8 protein-coding genes are annotated in these 19,202 nt (G+C 52.7%); 5 read left to right on the forward strand and 3 right to left on the reverse strand.

The features are described 5' to 3' along the window. Positions 1 to 3: 3 nt before the first annotated feature. Entirely contained in the window at positions 4 to 1,014 is a 1,011-nt protein-coding gene (locus ACEVG1_RS08720; RefSeq protein WP_374743267.1) for a type IX secretion system membrane protein PorP/SprF, read from the reverse strand. After that, the gene (locus tag ACEVG1_RS08725) at positions 1,015 to 11,193 is read right to left on the reverse strand and encodes a gliding motility-associated C-terminal domain-containing protein (RefSeq protein WP_374743268.1); all 10,179 of its coding nucleotides are present in this window, start codon (positions 11,191 to 11,193) and stop codon (positions 1,015 to 1,017) included. It abuts the gene before it with no gap. Positions 11,194 to 11,610: 417 nt separating this feature from the next. Here ACEVG1_RS08725 and ACEVG1_RS08730 point away from each other — a divergent pair, with 417 nt between their 5' ends. Together ACEVG1_RS08730 and ACEVG1_RS08735 are read left to right on the forward strand one after the other, a co-directional pair. Next, complete coding sequence (locus ACEVG1_RS08730; RefSeq protein WP_374743269.1) at positions 11,611 to 13,560, forward strand: sensor histidine kinase; 1,950 nt, start codon at positions 11,611 to 11,613, stop codon at positions 13,558 to 13,560. 127 nt (positions 13,561 to 13,687) lie between these two features. Continuing rightward, positions 13,688 to 14,329: a LuxR C-terminal-related transcriptional regulator gene (locus ACEVG1_RS08735; protein WP_374743270.1), complete on the forward strand. Its 642-nt coding sequence runs from the start codon at positions 13,688 to 13,690 to the stop codon at positions 14,327 to 14,329. Positions 14,330 to 14,341: 12 nt separating this feature from the next. Here the strand turns inward: ACEVG1_RS08735 and ACEVG1_RS08740 are convergent, their stop codons facing one another. Beyond that, on the reverse strand, positions 14,342 to 14,500 hold the full coding sequence (locus ACEVG1_RS08740) for a hypothetical protein (RefSeq protein ID WP_374743271.1): 159 nt from the start codon (positions 14,498 to 14,500) through the stop codon (positions 14,342 to 14,344). Positions 14,501 to 15,072: 572 nt separating this feature from the next. On the opposite strand from ACEVG1_RS08740, the gene ACEVG1_RS08745 reads away from it, so the two are divergent. The 3 genes from ACEVG1_RS08745 (at position 15,073) to ACEVG1_RS08755 (ending at position 19,049) form a co-directional block, all read left to right on the forward strand. Beyond that, entirely contained in the window at positions 15,073 to 15,195 is a 123-nt protein-coding gene (locus ACEVG1_RS08745; protein WP_374743272.1) for a hypothetical protein, read from the forward strand. Between the two features lie 100 nt (positions 15,196 to 15,295). Continuing rightward, positions 15,296 to 17,080, forward strand: coding sequence for a sensor histidine kinase (locus ACEVG1_RS08750; RefSeq protein ID WP_374743274.1), 1,785 nt, complete (start codon positions 15,296 to 15,298; stop codon positions 17,078 to 17,080). Further along, positions 17,067 to 19,049: a sensor histidine kinase gene (locus tag ACEVG1_RS08755; protein ID WP_374743275.1), complete on the forward strand. Its 1,983-nt coding sequence runs from the start codon at positions 17,067 to 17,069 to the stop codon at positions 19,047 to 19,049. Before ACEVG1_RS08750 ends, ACEVG1_RS08755 begins: the two co-directional genes overlap by 14 nt. The last annotated feature ends 153 nt before the right edge of the window (positions 19,050 to 19,202 follow it).

A 19,202-nucleotide genomic window follows, 5' to 3' on the forward strand; every position in this document is an offset into this window, starting at 1 on the left:
TAATTAAAAAAACCGCGGACTGAGCAGCCGTTGCGCCTTGCGTCCGAAGGTGACACCCAGCGTGACCTCGTGCGAACCGTTCTGCACACTACTCAACCGGCTCACGATGTGGTCGTATGAATAACCGATGCGCAGCGCATCCGTCACGTAGAGCTGTGTGATTGCCGAAAACGAGTTCCGGCCGCTCAGGCTGTTGCCGCTCACCCGGTTGTACTCACGCTTGAAAACCGTCACTCCCGTGCGCCAGCCCGCGCCCAGCCAGAAACGACGGCCGAAGATGAACATCGCGTTCACATCCAGGCTCGTGGGGCCCTTGAAGTCCTCCTTAACCAGCAGGCTGGGCCGAAAGTCCAGTCCCTGGTTGAGGTTAAACAAAGCTCCCCCGATAAAGTACATGTGCCGCTTGCGGCGGATGTTGTCCGTGGTGGTGTTGTCCCAGCGGAAGATGTTGTTGCTCTGGTCGCCCGAAAGCAGGTCCATCACCGATACCCCCGCATACCACTTCGGGTTGTAATAGTACACCCCGAACCGCACATCCGGTACCCAGTTACTGATCTTGCCGGCAGGGATCACCTGGTCACTCCCGTCGATCGGGTCGAGCACTGCACCGTCTAGGCTGTACTGCGTCACCCCCGTACCGATTCCGAAGCTCAGGCGCTGCGTGTCCTCCTCGTTCAGCCGCAGGCGGAACGCGTAGTTGGCATAGGCCGAAGTGGCCGACTGGGGGCCCAGTTTGTCGGCCGTCACCTGCATCCCCAAACCGTGCCGCTTGTTTACCGGATCGACAATCCCGTCGATGGACAGCAGGCCCGTCTGCGGAGCCCCATTCAGGCCTACCCACTGGCTCCGCAGGCCCAGCTGCCCGAACCATTCCTCCTTGTAACCTGTATAGGCCGGGTTCACGCTCATCGAATTGAATATATACTGCGTAAACTGCACGTTCTGCTGGGCCATCCCGTCCTTGGTTGCGGTAACCAGCACCAGCCCAACCATTAATATTATCAGTTTCTTCATTTACAGACGTTTTATCAATACCCACCCTTTATGTACTTCTTTCGTGCTACCCAGGTGGGTGGTGATCAAATAATAGTATGTGCCTTCGGTTAGCCCCTCGCCGGCCCAGTCATTTTTATAGTCTTTATTCCGGTACACCTCGCTGCCCCACCGGTTAATGATGGTCACTTCTATGCGGTCGAAACCTTCACTGCCGATAATCTCGAACTGGTCGTTCCTACCATCCCCGTTCGGGGTGAATACGTTCGGGATTTTAAGTGGGTTCACTACGGTTACCGTCACTGTTGCGACCGAGCAATTGTCGGGATTCAGCTTTTCGCAAATTTGGTACGTCAGGGTGTATGTACCTCCCCGGGTACCGGGCACCACGTCGACCGAGCCATCGGGATTGAGCTGCAATGCCGGATCGTTGCTGACCAAGGTGAGCGTCACTTCTTCCGGCACGATGGGGGCACCATTGAGCTGGTCGTTGGCAAACACATTGGCTACGTTCGACGTGCCTTGGTAACCATTCACGCCGGTCACTTGGTCGCCGACCGCCTTAATCTCGGCGGGAGCAACCACTACCGTTACGGTAGCCACCTCACAATTGCTCGGATTGATGATGTCGCACACCTGGTAGTCGAAACTATACATGCCCGCCGGCGTATTCGGTGCAACGGTTACCATGCCATCTTCTTCCAAAGCCAGTGGCAACGGGTCGTCTGACGGCACTCGGGTAAGGATCACTTCTTCCGGAACCAACGGACTGCCATTGACCTTGTCATTGGTAAAGACATTACCTACGTTTCCACCCGTCCGGCCGTTCACCGGACCGAAGTCGTCGTTTTCCACCTCGATTTCCTTTAAGTATGCTTCCACTTCGACGGTGGCCGCATGGTTGACTTCACTACCATTCGGTGCAACTGCCATCACCATCGCTGTGTTGACGATTTTGCCTACCACCAGATCGGCTGCCGTCGTGACATACGTGGTCCGGAAGGTATGTGCATTGATGATGCCCGGTCTAATCCGGGCAATCTGTTGTATAAAGCCCGTCAACGGATCGGTGATTTCCACGTCGTGAAGCGTTACGTTGCCCGTGTTAATGACTTGCAACTGGTAACCGATGCGATCGCCCGCTTTCTCGACGAGCTCCCTATCGGCTACTTTGTCGATGCGTATCGCAGGCGCCTGCGCGATTGCCGTTATCGTTTTATCGCCCGGTTCTGGTGTATTCGGATCGTCCGATAAGAACTCCGGCGTGCGGTTTCCACCAGGATCGTTGCCGGAAACCCGCGCTTGGTTAATCACTTCACCGGCATCCACATCCGCCTGTGTAACGACATGTCGAGCCGTAACCGTAACGGATTCGCCCGGCCTCAGCCTGGCAATGGGCGAGCCAGCCAGGATTTCGGCGTTGTCGTCGGTAACGACTACATCCGTTAATGTGACATTGCCGGTATTGGTGACCACAATATTGAAGTACTTGATCTGGTCGCCCACCCCGTATGGCCCTTCGCTGGTTACGCCTTTCGTTAGCGACAAGCCCGGTCTGCTTTCCATGTATATCACCGTCGGGTCATTGGGTTCGGATGTATTCGGATCATCCGAAAGCACTTCCGGTATCGGAGTACCGTCTGGGTCATTGGCCGTCGCTGTCGCTTGGTTCACCACGGTACCTGCATCAATGTCGGCTTGGGTGACGGGGTGCCGTGCGACGACTGTAGCCCTTGCTCCGGGCAGCAGGCTAGCAATGGGCGAGCCTGCTATGATCTCCGCGTTGTTGTCCGTTACCGTCACGTCGGTCAGCGTGACGTTACCCGTGTTGCGGACCGTGATTTCGTAATCGATGTAATCACCGACCGCATAGGGACCTTCGCCGGTTGACCGCTTGGTAAGTGCCAAGCCCGGTCTTTGCGTGAGCTCTACTACCGTGGGGTCGTTCGGTTGCGGCGTATCCGGATTGTCCGACGGGACTTCCGGTATCGGGTTGCCATCCGGATCGTCGCCCGTCACCTTCGCCTGGTTCACCACGGTGCCGGCATCGATGTCCGCTTGGGTAACTTGGTGGCGCGCGATGACCGTTACCGTGGTATTCGGTGCCAAGTTGGCTATTGGCGAGCCTGCTGTGATTTCCGCATTATCGTCTGTCACGGTTACGTCGGTCAACGTTACGTTACCCGTGTTGCGCACGGCAATCTCGTAGTTGATGTACTGGTTTACCGCGTAAGGGCCTTCACCTGTAACGCGTTTGGTAAGCACCAGACTCGGCTGTTGCGCCAATTCGACCACGGTTGGGTCGTTCGGTTGCGGCGTATCCGGATTGTCCGACGGCACTTCCACTATCGGGTTGCCGTCCGGATCGTCACCCGTCACCTTCGCCTGGTTCACCACCATACCCCCATCGATGTCGGCTTGGGTAACTTGGTGGCGCACGATGACCGTGGCAGCCTTATTAGGTGCCAGGCTCGCCACCGGTGAGCCAGACACGATCTCCGCATTACTATCGGTCACGGCCACATCCGTCAGGGTTACATTGCCTGTATTGGTCACCGTTATTTCAAAGTCGATGTAGTCACCCACTGTATATGGCCCTTCGCCGGTAGCACGTTTGGCCAACACTAGGGCCGGCCGCTGCGTGAGCTCGACAACCGTGGGGTCGTTCGGTTGCGGCGTATCAGGGTTATCCGACGGAACTTCCGCTATCGGGTTGCCATCCGGATCGTCGCCAGTTACCTTGGCCTGGTTCACTACCCTACCCGCATCGATGTCCGCTTGGGTAACTTGGTGGCGCGCGATGACCGTGGTAGCCTTATTAGGTGCCAGGCTCGCCACCGGTGAGCCAGACACGATCTCCGCATTACTATCGGTCACGGCCACATCCGTCAGGGTTACATTGCCCGTATTGGTCACCGTTATTTCAAAGTCGATGTAGTCACCCACCGTATATGGCCCTTCGCCTGTGGCACGCTTGTTAAGCGCCAAGCCCGGCCGCTGCGTGAGCTCGACCACCGTGGGATCGTTCGGCTGTGGCGTATCCGGGTTGTCCGACGGTACTTCCGCTATCGGGTTGCCATCCGGATCGTCGCCAGTTACCTTCGCCTGGTTCACCACGGTACCAGCGTCGATGTCGGCTTGCGTAACCCGGTGCCGGGCGATAACCGTCGTCGCTGTGTTCGGTGCGAGGCTAGCTATCGGCGAACCCGCCGTGATTTCCGCGTTGTTGTCCGTCACGGTTACATCCGTCAACGTCACATTGCCCGTGTTTGTCACGATGAGCTCATAGTTGATATACTGACCCAGTGCATACGGCCCTTCGCCTGTCGCACGCTTGGTGAGTGCCAGGCTTGGACTTTGCGTAAGCTCCACCACGGTCGGGTCGTTGGGCTGCGGCGTATCCGGATTATCCGACGGGACTTCCGGTATCGAGTCGCCGTCCGGGTCGTCTCCAGTCGCCTTCGCCTGGTTCACCACTGTTCCTGCATCGATGTCGGCCTGAGTAACCTGGTGCCGCGCGATGACCGTGGCCATGGCGCTCGGTGCGAGGTTCGCTACCGGCGAACCAGATACGATGGCTGCGTTGTTGTCGGTCACGACTACATCGGTCAGTGTCACGTTGCCCGTGTTGGTTACGGTGAGTTCATAGTTGATATATTGGCCTATCGTGTATGGACCTTCACCTGTTATCCGCTTCGTAAGTGATAAGCCTGGCTTTTGCGTCAGTTCCACCACCGTCGGGTCGTTCGGCTGCGGTGTGTCGGGGTTATCCGACAGAACTTCCGGTATCGCGTTGCCCTCGGGATTGTTGCCCGTCGCGGTCGCTTGGTTCACTACCGTACCGGCATCGATATCGGTTTGGGTAACCTGGTGCCGGGCGATGACCGTGGCCGTGGCGTTCGGTGCGAGGCTCGCTACCGGCGAACCATCAGTAATCTCCGCGTTGTTATCCGTAACGGTTACACTCGTCAACGTTACATTCCCCGTGTTGCGAATAACAATTTCATAATCAATATAATCGTCGACACCATAGGGGCCTTCACCGATTGCACGCTTGGTGAGCGCCAAGCCGGGTCTTTGCGTAAGTTCCACTACCGTCGGGTCGTTGGGCTGCGGTGTGTCCGGGTTGTTGGAGGGCACCTCCGGTATCGGGTTGCCTCCGGGGTCGTTACCCGTTACCTTCGCTTGGTTCACCACGATGGCTGCATCGATATCGGCTTGCGTAATTTGATGCCGTGCAACGACCGTGGCTGTAGTATTCGGTGCGAGGCTAGCTACCGGCGAACCGGATACAATCTCCGCATTATCATCCGTAATAACGATGTCCTTTAGCGTCACATTTCCCGTGTTGCGGATGACAATTTCATACTCGATATCATCGTTGATGGCATAAGGCCCTTCCCCTATTGCCACTTTGGTCAGCGTCAATGAAGGGGCCAATGGGACGTTTGTGGTAGTCGGCACACCCGGATCACCCGGAGTGCCGGGGTTGTCCGGGTCAGGTGTCGACGGAACAGGGTTTATCGGGTCGGCCGGATTATCCGGGTCGGTTGTCGGTGGCGTGCCCGTGGCCGTGGCCAGGTTCTCCACTTCGCCCGCGTCTTTCTCCGCCTGGGTTATTGTATATGTAGCCGTGCCCGTAGCCACTTCACCCGGAGCAAGAGTCGTCTCGTCCAAGGTGATCGTGCCTGTGATTTTCGGATCGGTTACCGTTACACCGGTCATTGTCACGTTGCCCGTGTTGGTCACCGTGAACGTGTATTCGATACTATTGCCATCAGCCGACAGTACGCCGGTCTTGGCGAATGACAATGCCGGGCCAGCAGGAACCTCGACCACAGTCGGTACGCCGGGGTCACCCGGTGTACCGGGGTCGTCAACATCCGGCGTGGATGGTACAGGATCGATCGGCTCACCGGGTTGGGTCGGATCATCGGGGTTAAATGGTGGCGTGCCCGTCACCGTCGCGGCATTCTCCACTTCGCCCGCGTCCTTCTCGGCCTGCGTTACCGTGTAGGTCGCCGTGCCTGTCGTGCTTTCGCCCGGCACCAGCGTGGTGGCTGCAAGTACGATTGGGTCTGTGATTTTTGGATCGGTCACCTCCACACCCGTCAGCGTCACATTGCCCGTGTTGGTCACCGTGAACGTGTATTCGATGGTGTTGCCTTCAGCGAATAATACGCCCGTCTTGGCGAATGACAGGGCAGGGTCAGCTGGTACGTCGACTAGGGTCGGTACACCGGGGTCACCCGGTGTGCCGGGGTTGTCCGGATCCGGTGTCGAGGGAACAGGCTCTATCGGCTCGGCAGGGTTATCCGGATCGGTTGTCGGTGGTGTGCCCGTCACCGTGGCCAGGTTCTCCACTTCCCCGGCATCCTTCTCCGCTTGGGTTACCGTGTAGGTAGCCGTGCCCATGGCTACTTCGCCCGGGGCCAGTTCGGTTACATCGAAGGTGATTGCACCCGTGATTTTCGGGTCGTCGACGGTTATGTCCGTCAGCGTCACGTTGCCGGTGTTGGTCACCGTGAACGTGTATTCGATGGTGTTGCCTTCGGCGAATAATACGCCCGTCTTGGCGAATGACAGGGCAGGGTCGGCAGGGATTTCCACTTCGGTCGGTACGCCGGGGTTACCCGGCGTGCCGGGATTGTCAACATCCGGTGTGGACGGTACAGGGTCGATCGGTTCTGCGGGGTTATCCGGGTCAGTTGTCGGCGGCGTGCCCGTTACCGTGGCGTTATTCTCTACCTCGCCCGCGTCCTTGTCTACCTGTGTCAGCGTATAAGTCGCCGTGTAAGTCGCTATCTCACCCGGGGCTAGCGTTCCTTCGACACTGGTGCCGCTGTTCGAAACAAATGCCGGGGCTGGAGCCGTGCCCGTGCCGCTGAAACCCGCCTCGGCGAGCGTAATGTCCTCCATCGTCACGTTGCCCGTGTTGGTCACCGCGAATGTATAGGTAACCGTGTTGCCATCGGTCGACAGTACGCCCATCTTGGCGAATGACAGTGCAGGGGCGGCGGGAACATCAACTACCGTCGGGATGCCCGGGTCGCCCGGCGTGCCGGGTTGATCGGTATTGGGGGTCGATGGTACCGGGGTCATCGGCGCGGCCGGATTATCCGGGTCGGTTGTCGGCGGCGTGCCCGTCACCGTGGCCTGGTTCTCAACCTTGCCCGCATCCTTCTCCGCTTGGGTAACCGTGTAGGTCGTCGTACCCGTCGTGCTTTCGCCCGGGGCCAGTGTCGTGGCACCCAGCACGATCGCCCCCGTGATTTTCGGGTCGGTGACTTCGACACCCATCATCGTCACGTTGCCTGTGTTGGTCACCGTGAACGTATAGGTAATCGTGTTGCCATCTGCTGACAGTACACCTGTTTTGGCGAATGACAAGGATGGGTCGGCCGGGACGTCAACTACCGTCGGTACGCCCGGATTGTCAACGTCCGGGGTCGATGGAACAGGGTCGATAGGCTCGCCCGGTTGGGTCGGATCCGTAGGGTCGAACGGTGGCGTGCCCGTCACCGTGGCGGCATTTTCCACACCGCCCGCGTCTTTGTCTGCCTGCGTCAGGGTGTAGGTCGCCGTGTACGTCGCCACCTCACCGGGAATAAGCGTGCCCTCCGGACTGCTGCCACTGTTGGAAGCAAATACCGGAACAGGGGCTGTGCCCGTCCCGCTGAAGTCGGCCTCGGCGAGCGTAATGTCCTCCATCGTCACGTTGCCCGTGTTGGTCACCGTGAACGTGTATTCAATGGTGTTGCCGTCGGCTGACAGTACGCCCGTTTTGGCGAATGACAAGGATGGGCCGGCGGGGACATCCACGATGGTCGGTACGCCGGGGTCACCCGGCGTGCCGGGATTGTCTACATCCGGAGTCGACGGAATAGGCTCTATTGGTTCTGCCGGATCGGACGGGTCCGTCGTGGGTGGTGTGCCCGTAACGGTTGCGGCATTCTCCACCTCACCCGCATCCTTCTCGGCCTGGGTCAACGTGTAGGTCGCCGTGCCCGTGGTACTTCCGCCCGGAGCCAGCATCGTCGCTTCAAGCACAATCGGGCTGGTAATCTTCGGGTCGTCTATCGTGATGTCTTCCATCGTCACGTCGCCCGTGTTGGTCACCGTAAATGTATAGGTAACCGTGTTGCCGTCGGCCGACAGTGCACCTGTCTTCGTAAAGGATAGCGACGGAACATTCAATAACGCTGCCGTAGACATTACCGGGCACACGTGCATGTCGTGTGTAATAACCAACCGATATTGATTATCTTTCTGCTCCAGCTCGATGTTATCGATGGTCAGCTCATCCGTAGTCGTTCCACTGTATTGACCGCCATCAGAAATATCGTTCCAGGTATCGCCACCATCCACACTTTCTTGCCATTGGTAGATTAATCCCGCCGAAACGTCTATTGCAGTGGGTTCCGTATAGTCCGGTAAGCCGCCATCAAACGTCGTCGCCTGAATAGCTTCCGCTGTGGCGGAGAAAACCGCTGCTGATCCACCAACAGCCGTAACATCCACAGGTTGGGTGCTGATGGCCAGTTGCGTTGCCGTAATGGCATTCGTGTAGTTTCCCGTGTACGATGCTCCGACAACTGTTCCGTCCGCGTTCACCTCGTTGCCTATCGGGTCGATAACGCCATAATATTCTACGGCATCCGGGCAACCGTCGTTGTCGCTATCGGGGTCTAACCGATTTGGTATGCCATCTTCATCGGTATCACATTCCAACGCCATTTCGTCCACCGAAGTCGCTCCATAGAATAGCTGAGGATAAGAAAATATCGGAGTCCAGGAAAATGGTGCCTGCGTATTGATTCTGACGATGGTACCTATCGGGCCTTGGGCGCCGTCGGCCCCAACACCTGTTACCCCGAACAACTGATCGCCATTGGCCTTAGCCAAGCCCCATGTATACCGGGGTAACGCGCCTAAAACAGTATGCGAGAGGTAATCAAAATCAGCATCGACCGCGACTTCCAATATGAGGGGATTTGTGGGGTCAATGCCTGCATCAAACCACAGTACGTACACTTTGTCGCCAAAGCAGATGAAATCACCATTTGAAAACCCGGTGCCAAAATCAGCCCAGGTGGAAACCTGGTACGTACCTCCCACGACATCTATTTTTCGCACGGTGGCATTACCCGCACCTCCGGCCAACAAATTACCATCGGGCAGAAATGATAGCCCATTTCCAGAAAACCCTAGGTCTGGAACAACTTCCGTAACCGCACAACTACTCGGGTCAACTCTAATCAGCTTATTCGTGGATGTGATTCCCCAAATATTACCATCACTATCCATCGCGATATCGCCGACAATACCACCCGTCACAGTAATCCCCGAACAAAGGACAGTCAGGTTGTTGGTTACGGTATTATATTCAACTAATTCGCCTCCGTTCGTATTGGCTATGATGAGGGGACTTGGAATAAACGAGCATTCATCCGTATCCAAAATACCGTCGTTATCGTCATCCAAATCACATATATCTGCAATGCCATCGCCATCCGTATCTACATTGCCGGAAGCAGGGTCACAGTTATCGACCACGCTCACGATGACCTCATTACTCAGCTGCGGTGGTAAAGGGTTAGTCGGACCATCACCGTTTACCGTGGCCGTGTTTTCTATCAGACCATTAGCTATGTCTGCCGCCGTAACCGAGTAGTTGCCCATAAGGATAACCGACTCGCCGGGGGCAAGCGTACCGGGCGCGGATGGCCACGATGAACCAGCAGCTGTACTTGTATTTGCAATAGGGCCACCCAACAGCGGGTCGGTGACCGCAATGTTCGTTATGGTCACGTTTCCTTCGTTGCTGAGGTTGAAGGTATAAGTAATCACATCGTTCAAACCTAAAGGCCCGGTGAAATCAGCGGCCTTTACCAACCTGAGCGACGGATTCTGCGAACCGGGAGTCGTCACTTCTCCATCCCCGGGGTTTTCCGGGTTAACGGGATCGCCACCCGGACCTTCTCCCTCAGCGATAACCTTATTCAGTACGCTGCCGTTGTCAAGATCACCCTGGTTAATGGTGTACGTAGTCGTCAGGACTTCATTTGCACCGGGAGCTAGTGTGGCAATCGTTTCGTTCAGGCCCGTGAGGGCATCGTTCACTTCGATATCGCTTAAGGTCACGTTGCCCGTGTTGGTTACCGTGATCGTATATGCCAGTAAATCGCCCAACGCACCATATTCTACCGCAGCCGCATCGGCATTGACCGACGTCAGCACTTTCACTAACGAAAATGCAGGATTCTCGACAAAAACGGTGATGGTTTTGGGAGTGGATACCCCCGGAGCAGACACGCCATCCAGCGCATAGTCATCTTCAACGGTGTAGGTAAGGGTTGCTTCCCCGCTGAATCCGGGTGCCGGAGTGAACGTGACAATCCCATCGGGGTTTGCCGTCCACGTTCCTTCCGGTGTGGTAACGGATGTTTGCTGACCGTCTGTATCCGGGTCCAGATCTACCGAACCCGGAACGATGTTTCCGTCATAGTCAATCGCACCCTCCACTGCGTCGACATCGACCGGAACACCTATTGGGGTCGTGGCGTTCTTGTCTTCGGCAACAGGAATGGAATTTATAGCATTTAGTGTTACCGAGATATTGACGGTTTCAAAGTTCGCGGCACTGGAAGCCCCCGAATTATTTCCAGGATAAAATGTTAACGTCTCGGTCGCTGCCTCTGCGGTAAACCGCAGTTTATTCGTACCCCAAATATTTTGGCTGACGTCTGAGACATTAATTCGTGACCGGGCGCCGACCTGAAAATCAAACTGGTCGATATACTGGCCCGCATAGGGTGTAGCACCCCCCGTGATGGCTGACGAGGTATAAATCGTGAGTTCATATTCCCGACCTGGGAATAAATCAGACATTGTGGTTCGGATGGCTTCTTCGGAACCCAACGTTCCCACATCCCTTATAGAAATCCAGAAACTATGCCCGTTCGGGGGTGCCGGTAACGGTCCGGGATTCCAGTTGTTACCACCGCCGAGTGTACCGGAAGTGGCAGCAGTTGTTGCGTTAGAGACATCGGGAGTACCTGTAACGGCTACCCAACCAGCATTCGGAACACACGTACTGCAGAGTACTGAACCAGCAGATGAGGGAATTTGTTGTGCCTTACCCTTCGGGATGAAACTTAACAACAAGAAAAATACTAATAATCGTAATTTGTTTTCCATATACTAGTTTTATCATCCATTTGCTAAACTTGATCTCGACAAATTACCTCAAGCACATTACCCCGTACGTTAAGGGATAGTTAAACCATACCGCATATCAGACGATGAGTGGAAAGAAGACCAGCATTAATTCAAGCATGATGGTAGATATCGGATCTCTGCCGCAAAGAAAGTATTTAGAATTGGAGGTATAGGTTAGGGCAAATAGAAAACAGCTGTTATTTGTGATATTTATGTAGTCAAATAGCATTTTTTTGCTACTGTTTTTCATCCGGCAATTTCTCAAGTATGTGACCCAAGGGATTACCGAAAAACGCCCGCGACGCAAAAAGAACCAATCAATAAAAAACCGGGAGAAATGTGTAGATTTACCCAAATAAACCTCGAATACACTATTACGCCGTTATCGCGCATGCTATGAAAATAAAAAGCCTGACTTGTATATTTATCGTCGTTTTACCTATAGCGGTGTTAATCGCCGATGAACACCCCACTATCCAGCAACTGGATGCCCAATGGAAACAAGGCGAACTGGATACCCGGCAGTACACTAATGCCGTCAACGACTGGGTCAATCTCCAATTTGCTTCGGGCGTTCATTTCCATCGCGACACGCTCATCCAACGCCTTTACACATTCCGGCAGCTTGCATGGAGTGCCGATTCGTTGAGTTCCAGCCGCATCAACTACTACATTTACTTAAGCAACAACGCCAACTATGGCAACCGGGAAGGCGAGGGAGTCTACTTTCTGGAAAAAGCCGAACAGGAAATTATCGCGGCGCATGGACAAAAACCACTATTGGTTGCCGGACATAAATGCAATATGTACGTCGACAAGCGGAACTACGAAAAGGTGATTGCCACGTATGAGCAGGAGCGTGATTATATCGCTCAGTTCCCGGAGCTTCTACGGGCCAAGGCGATCCAACTGAACATCGCTGGCAGTTTCATCAATGTACTGAATCCAACGGCCATCGCCTACGCCAGGCTGGGCGACGCCACGCGCCTCAACGAAACAATCGCCCTGGCCGAGGATATTTACAGCGAGCTGAAAAAGCAGATGAAACCGGAGTCGTACAAGGGTTTCATCATTAACTTCTATATGAAAAACCTTTATTACCACAAATATTTCACAGCGGAACACAACCAACAAAAATCGTGGGAAGCGCTAAGCGGGATACGAAATGCACTGTATGTCGATAGCAAGGACAATCAGGCTGGAATGATTCCTCAATTGGCTCCGGTATTGGAGACGAAACTGATCGATTATTTCCTCACCTACAAACAAAACGATAGCGCGGCCTTCTACATTGCCAAACTGAAAGCAAGTCCCGGCGTATTCACCGATCATGATTTTACGTTGAACCGATTCGAATCGGAGCTGTTGGCTAATCAAGGGAAATATAAACAGGCATATGAGTGGGCCAGAGCTGCGACACATGATATTGACTCCATCCAATCCATCCTGGTGAACGATATCGACGAATTGCTATATGCGCACACCGAAGCGGAATATAACCGACAGGCATTGCAAGCCTCCGAGCAGCAGAAGCACCGGCGCACGATGTGGTTGGTCGCCGTATCGGTTTTCGCCATTGGAGCCATGACCCTTGTTTATTTGATCATACGCCGCCGAGAGAGGCAAACCCAAGTACAAATAGAAAAACTCAATAACGCCGCCAATATACAAATAGCCGCTATGGAGGAGATAAAGGCACAAGCCATCCGCGATGAGCAAAAACGTTTGGCACGCGACCTGCACGATGGGCTTTCATCCACATTGGCGGCTACTAAGCACCAACTCGAATTATTGGCGTTCGATAGCACGCCCGAAGTTGCGGGGAAGTTAACGGATATCCAAAAGCAAATCGGACATGCCTACACCATTGCCCGGAGCAAAAGCCACCAGTGGTATGATACAGCCAATGGAGCGGCAGAGGCCGATTTCGAGCACCGTATCCAACGGCTATTGGATAGCGCGCTTGCCGACCGCCACTACACGAAAGAAGTGCACGTAGACGATGATACGCTTTCGCATCTCCCGTTGGATACCCGAATTGACTTGCTTCGGATTGTGCAGGAAGCGGTAACGAATACAATCAAACATGCGAATGCGCGACATGTAGCCGTATTGTTGTACCGCGATGAACCTTCATTGATTTTATCAGTTAGTGATGATGGTAAAGGGGCAAGATGGAAACAATCGGGCCGAACGGGCATGGGTATGCAATCGATGAAAGACAGGGTAGCACAACATGGTGGCAGCCTACATGTGGAATCCGGTCCGGACGGTACGCAGATTACGGCTGCTGTGCCGCTGGAAATTCAGGCCCGCCCATCACGGATGTATACCGATATGCGATAACTAATTGTTGCTATATTTAACAGATAAAATAACACGTTTTTGTTATACTTAACATTTTCTCTCCATTATACTAATTGTTAGCTTTGTTGCCATCAAAAAATGTCCCGTCGTTCATGCAAATATACCCATGTATTCACCAGGAAACCCAATTGCCGTAGTCTACGATGACCATTTGCTGTTTGCGGAGTCCTTTTCGGCAGTTCTTGAGCGGCTTAAACTCTTCAAATCGGTACATATATTTGTAGATAACGAACATGCCTACCTCCAATTTTTGGTCAAGCATTTCGATGAACCTATCTATTTATTCCTCGATTACTACCTACCCGAAAAAAACGCGTTAACGTTGATCAACGAGACGCGGAGGATTAATAAAAAGGCCAAGATTATTGTGGTAAGCAGTATCTCCACCCCCACGATCATCAGTCATATCTTAACCTACAACCCCAATGGGTTTCTGAGTAAATCGTCTGGCGTTGATATCGTTATTGAATGCGTGCGATCTATTGGACAAGACAAGCCCTATATTTGCCCCCAAATCAAAGCAATTATGGATGCTAAGTTATCGCTGGCCGACGAAATACCGTTCACCGCCCGCGAGCTCGAAATGCTTCATTATTTCGCGCAGGGGTTGTCGATTATCGAAACAGCCAACAAAACCCACCTCAGCAAACACACCGTTGTGGCCCATCGCCGCAAAATGATGACGAAAGCCCGGGTAAATTCCATTACCGAATTGCTTGCTTATGCAAGAAGCAAAGAACTACTCTGACCGTTCACGAACCTATCCGTTCTCTACTAGATAACGTTCGATCTCCGATTTGCCGATGTGATCCAATAGCTCCGTGATACCATAATATCGAATAGCCGCAACGATGTCCACCTGCTTTAATGGTTGGTCGGCGATTTCATCAAATTTGCTTTCTTGGGGCCTTTTTCTCATCCATTCGGATTTACCCCGCCCTTTTTTTACACATACTATGCCATTCATATAACTTTCTATAAAACGCAATCTTTAAATTATCCGCCATGTTGTCGTACCTATCAGTGCGACAGTACAGTTACTTCGGTCCTACGGTTGGCTTGGTGCTCCTCGCGGCTATAAGGCACGCCATCCGCACAGCGGTTTCAGCAGTCTGTTTTCCCCGTAGCCCTTGGCCATTATCCCGTCGCGGACGATGCCGATTACATAAAAATGGTGATAGGTTATTCATTCGGCAGAAGCAAAAGAAAGGGTTAGATTGAATTACACTTGCTATCTGATAACATTATGGCTAATAGACGCTATTAATTATCAATTAAATAACATATTTTTGCTAAGCTAACGGCATCGGGGGCATCGGACTATTTTGCTAGATTTACTTCCGAAAATTTCCGATTTCTACTAATAAGTTTGCTCATGCATCCTACACAACGTCCGATAGCGGTTATCTATGATGATCACCTATTGTGCGGAATCCTTTTCTACGATGCTTGAACGGCTTATGCTTTTCAAATCGGTTCATGCAGTTGACGATGAACAGTTATTTAAGCAAACACACCATCGTGTCCCACCGACGGAACATGATGACCAAATCGGGGAGCAAATCCATCACGGAGTTGTTGGCTTATGCCCGAAAGCAGCGCCTTTTGGAATAGATAGAATTCAGTAGATCTGCTCATCATGCAACGACCAGTACGTATCGCTTTTATACACCTACTCCTCTTTTGTTTTTTTAATAACAACGCGCTAGGCCAAATGAAACAGATAGCGCAAGAGCGGTACAAGCTATCATCGGCCTCGGATAGCGTTAGCAAGGTTAACAGCTTAAATCGGTTGGGAACACTTTACCGAAGCCGAAACGTAGACAGCTGTTTTTACTACGGAATGGAGGCCAGGCGCATAGCAACCGATATACGGTACCAGCAAGGGCAAGCAGATGCAGACCTTTTGGTTGCCTATGCTTTTTTCAAACGTGGGTTATACGCAGAATCGCTGGAGTTGCTTGGAAAAACACTATCATACTACCAGCAACGCAATAATACCGAGCAAATTATACGGGTGTACCTGGATATGGTCGAAGTTCAAAACAAAGGCATATCCGATCGGGATGAGATTGTATCACTGTTGAACATGGCTATCCAAACCGGAAAAAGGCTGAAAAAAGACAGCATCATGTCTGAAGTCTACATGAGCTATGTCAACCGGGGCCCGGACCTTGCTGAAGATAGCATTGATTACTATCTGCGCAAATCTACGGAAATCGCCGACAGCTATAATGATGAACGCATGTTGGCATATAACCAGCTTTGGCAAGTCCGTGTGCTAATTTTAAATGGTCAGAAGCAGGAAGCATTGCCACTTGTACGGCAACTAATAGCCGATGCACAACGTACTGGCAACCCTAATCAGGAAATTAATGCACACTTCCTTATGGTTGGCTATTGCGACACCGACCCCAAAATGGCACTTGACCATTGTTACCAGGCTTATGAAGTGTCACAGAAAAGTGGAGACAGATCTTTGGAAATCTATATTCTGAATAATGCTTTGGAAGTTGCTGAGCACCTTGGTGACAAGGATGAAATCATCAAGGTGCATGAAGCATTGGAAAAGTCGATGGCGGCCGAATGGGAAAAGTCAAAGAAATTCATCAGTGACTATGTTCGCTTCAACGCCATACAGGATGACAACAGATTATTGAGTGCGGAGAACGCGCGACGCACCCTATGGCTAGTTGCTATTTCATTCGCTGCATCAATCATTGTGCTCGCCATTTATCTCACCATGCTCCGCCGCAACCGGAAAGCGAAAGAACAGGTGGAAGCGCTGAACAATGCCGCCAACATGCAAATCATCGCCATGGAGGAAGCGAAGCACCAGGCAGTGAAAGAAGAACAACAGCGGCTGGGACAGGACCTCCACGACGGTCTTTCCTCATCCATCGCGGCCATCCGCCACACATTGGAAGTACTCGCTGTCGACAGCGATGATGAAGTGCTGAAAAGCAAACTGACCAAGCTCCGGTCGGAGGTCACCCATGCTTACGAAGTAGCCCGGAACAAAAGCCATGACTGGTTCAGCGCCACGGAAGGTCAGGAAGAACAGTTGTTCGAGAACAGAATCAATGCGTTGGTGGATACCGCGCTGCCGGATAGCCGCTACCAAAAGACCATCCATATTGATGAGGGTTCGTTGCTCCGGGTGGATACAAACTCCCGCATCATCCTACTGCGCGTCATCCAGGAAGCAATTACCAACATCATCAAACATGCGAGAGCTACCCGGGTGGACATTCTGATTTATGAAGAAATCGAGCGCCTGGTCATGACGGTCAAAGACAACGGCCGCGGATTGGGCAAACAAACCGACCCTCGTGGGAAATCGGCAATTGGGCTGAACTCCATCCAACGGCGTGTTAACCTACTGGCCGGCGAATTCGACATCCGTTCGGGGGAAGAAGGTACCGAAATCATCGTGACCATGCCTTTTGATTATCGCCACTTCGATCACGCAAATGAACACCTAAATGTATCCATGTAACCCCTGCCCCTTCAAAAAACGGAAAACACTGTACTACACCCTCGTAGTCATGGTTTGTTTTACACTTGTCGCGGCGCTGGTAACAGCGAAAGCGATCGGCCAATCCCCGCTTACTGAACCGGATTCAAAAGCAGAACAGGAATTCGAAAAGTTAAACAAGAAATACCATGCACACCAGTTGACGGCAGATCAATACCTGGCAAAGGCTGATTCTTTGGTGCATCAGCTATTGTCTGAAGGCAAGCGTTTCGAGACCAACAAATTGGTAGACCTGCTCGGCCTGTATGAAGATATCGCTTGGAGCGACCCACAATATGGGCGTGGTCGTGTCAGTTACCATTACTTGTTTTTCAACAACGCACGGATGGCGAAACAAAAAGGGGCCTCCATTTATTATGCCGAAAAGGTTGCCGAAGCCTATAAAGAAATTGGCGAAGAACACCCGTTGATCGCGCAGCTGCAACTCACCAAAATCTACCAGGAACTCCGGCTTTACGATAAGGTCATCGCCGTATTCGAAAGCGAGCGCAGCTATCTGGAGAGCCTGCCTGAGCTCTTGCGAGAAGGTGGTGTCGACAACTCGGTTGGACTTAACGCCATGTATGTCCTATCGCCGGTGGTAACCGGATACATCAAATTGAATGATACGGCATCCGTGCGTAACGCAGCGTTGCTGGCCAACCAAATCGGCACACTCCTACAACACAACGATTCGCTTAGCAGGCCCCAACTGTTGTACAATGATATGTTGATGATCGACATCGAGCACTCCGTAGCCGACTTCGAACGGCGGTACCACGATGCCAGCCAGCTCCTCAACCGTATGGAACAACTGAAAACCACCTACAAAGACCAAGCAACTAACTTTATCGACATTAACTTGGTCCGCTTTCGCATCGAAAATCATAAAAAATTGGGCAATACAGACAGCCTACGGTATTATATTGAAAAATATGCATCATCTCCGAATTTCGGCAAAAGTCAAAGCGCTGACGTGTCGGAGTTCAGGGCTGACCTAGCATCCCTGAAGGGTGAATACCGCAGCGCCTACAATTACCTCCTCGAGGCGCTGCAGCACGAACGCGATTTGCAGGCAAACCTGATGTCCGAATCGAGTGATTTACTCTATGCTTTTACGCAAGCCGAACACAACGCTATTGCCCTTCAACGGGCTGAGCAGGTGAAACGTAAACGCACGCTATGGTTGGTTGTGATCTCATCCATTGCCGCTGTAAGCGTACTTGCCATTTACCTGATCATGCTGCGCCGTAGCCGTAAGGCGAAAGAACAAATAGAAGCCCTCAATAACGCAGCCAACATGCAGGTCATCGCCATGGAGGAAGAAAAACAACAGGCCGTAAAAGAAGAACAGCAGCGACTGGGGCAGGACCTCCACGACGGCCTTTCCGCATCCATCGCGGCCATTCGGCACCAACTGGAGGTATTGATGTTGGATGCCAGTGATCCGGCACTTAAACACAAACTGAATACACTGCAGTCGGACGTATCGCATGCTTACAAAGTAGCCCGAAACAAAAGCCACGCCTGGTTCAGCGCCACAGAAGGCCAGGAGGACCAGTCGTTCGAGCACCGCATCAACACATTGGCCAACAGTGCACTGCCCAACAGCCGTTATATCAAAACCATCCACATCGACTCGGGAGCACTGGCCCGCGTTGGCGTGAACACCCGCATCACCCTGCTACGTATTATCCAAGAGGCGATTACCAACATCATCAAACACGCGAAAGCGACCGGCGTGGATATTCTGATATACGAAGAAATCGATCGCCTTGTCCTGACAGTAAAAGACAATGGTCGCGGATTGGTTAAGCAATCCCAACCACGTGGAAAATCGGCGATGGGCTTAGCATCCATCCAACGGCGGGTAAACATCTTAAATGGCGAGTTGGACATCCAGTCTGGAAATCAGGGGACGGAAATCATGGTATCTGTACCCCTATTATGAGAAAGGCCTCCATATGCAATGATGCAACAGCTTTTGAAACCTAATTACAAGGCTACGGATGATGGAGCAAATCCACCTCAACCAGCCCCTCTATTGTTCCTAGTAACCAACCTATCGACCACCTTAGCAGTCGCCAATTGGCAATTGTTTACG

Origin of the sequence: Parapedobacter sp. 2B3 (assembly GCF_041925275.1) — a bacterium.
GTDB lineage: Bacteria > Bacteroidota > Bacteroidia > Sphingobacteriales > Sphingobacteriaceae > Parapedobacter > Parapedobacter pyrenivorans_A.

What these genes read in the sequence shown, in the direction of transcription:
- ACEVG1_RS08750 (WP_374743274.1), top strand. Translation starts at nt 15,296, where the DNA reads ATGAAACAGATAGCGCAAGAGCGGTACAAGCTATCATCGGCCTCGGAT.
- ACEVG1_RS08755 (WP_374743275.1), top strand. Translation starts at nt 17,067, where the DNA reads ATGTATCCATGTAACCCCTGCCCCTTCAAAAAACGGAAAACACTGTAC.
- ACEVG1_RS08735 (WP_374743270.1), top strand. Translation starts at nt 13,688, where the DNA reads ATGTATTCACCAGGAAACCCAATTGCCGTAGTCTACGATGACCATTTG.
- ACEVG1_RS08745 (WP_374743272.1), top strand. Translation starts at nt 15,073, where the DNA reads ATGAACAGTTATTTAAGCAAACACACCATCGTGTCCCACCGACGGAAC.
- ACEVG1_RS08720 (WP_374743267.1), bottom strand. Translation starts at nt 1,014, where the DNA reads ATGAAGAAACTGATAATATTAATGGTTGGGCTGGTGCTGGTTACCGCA.
- ACEVG1_RS08730 (WP_374743269.1), top strand. Translation starts at nt 11,611, where the DNA reads ATGAAAATAAAAAGCCTGACTTGTATATTTATCGTCGTTTTACCTATA.
- ACEVG1_RS08740 (WP_374743271.1), bottom strand. Translation starts at nt 14,500, where the DNA reads ATGAGAAAAAGGCCCCAAGAAAGCAAATTTGATGAAATCGCCGACCAA.
- ACEVG1_RS08725 (WP_374743268.1), bottom strand. Translation starts at nt 11,193, where the DNA reads ATGGAAAACAAATTACGATTATTAGTATTTTTCTTGTTGTTAAGTTTC.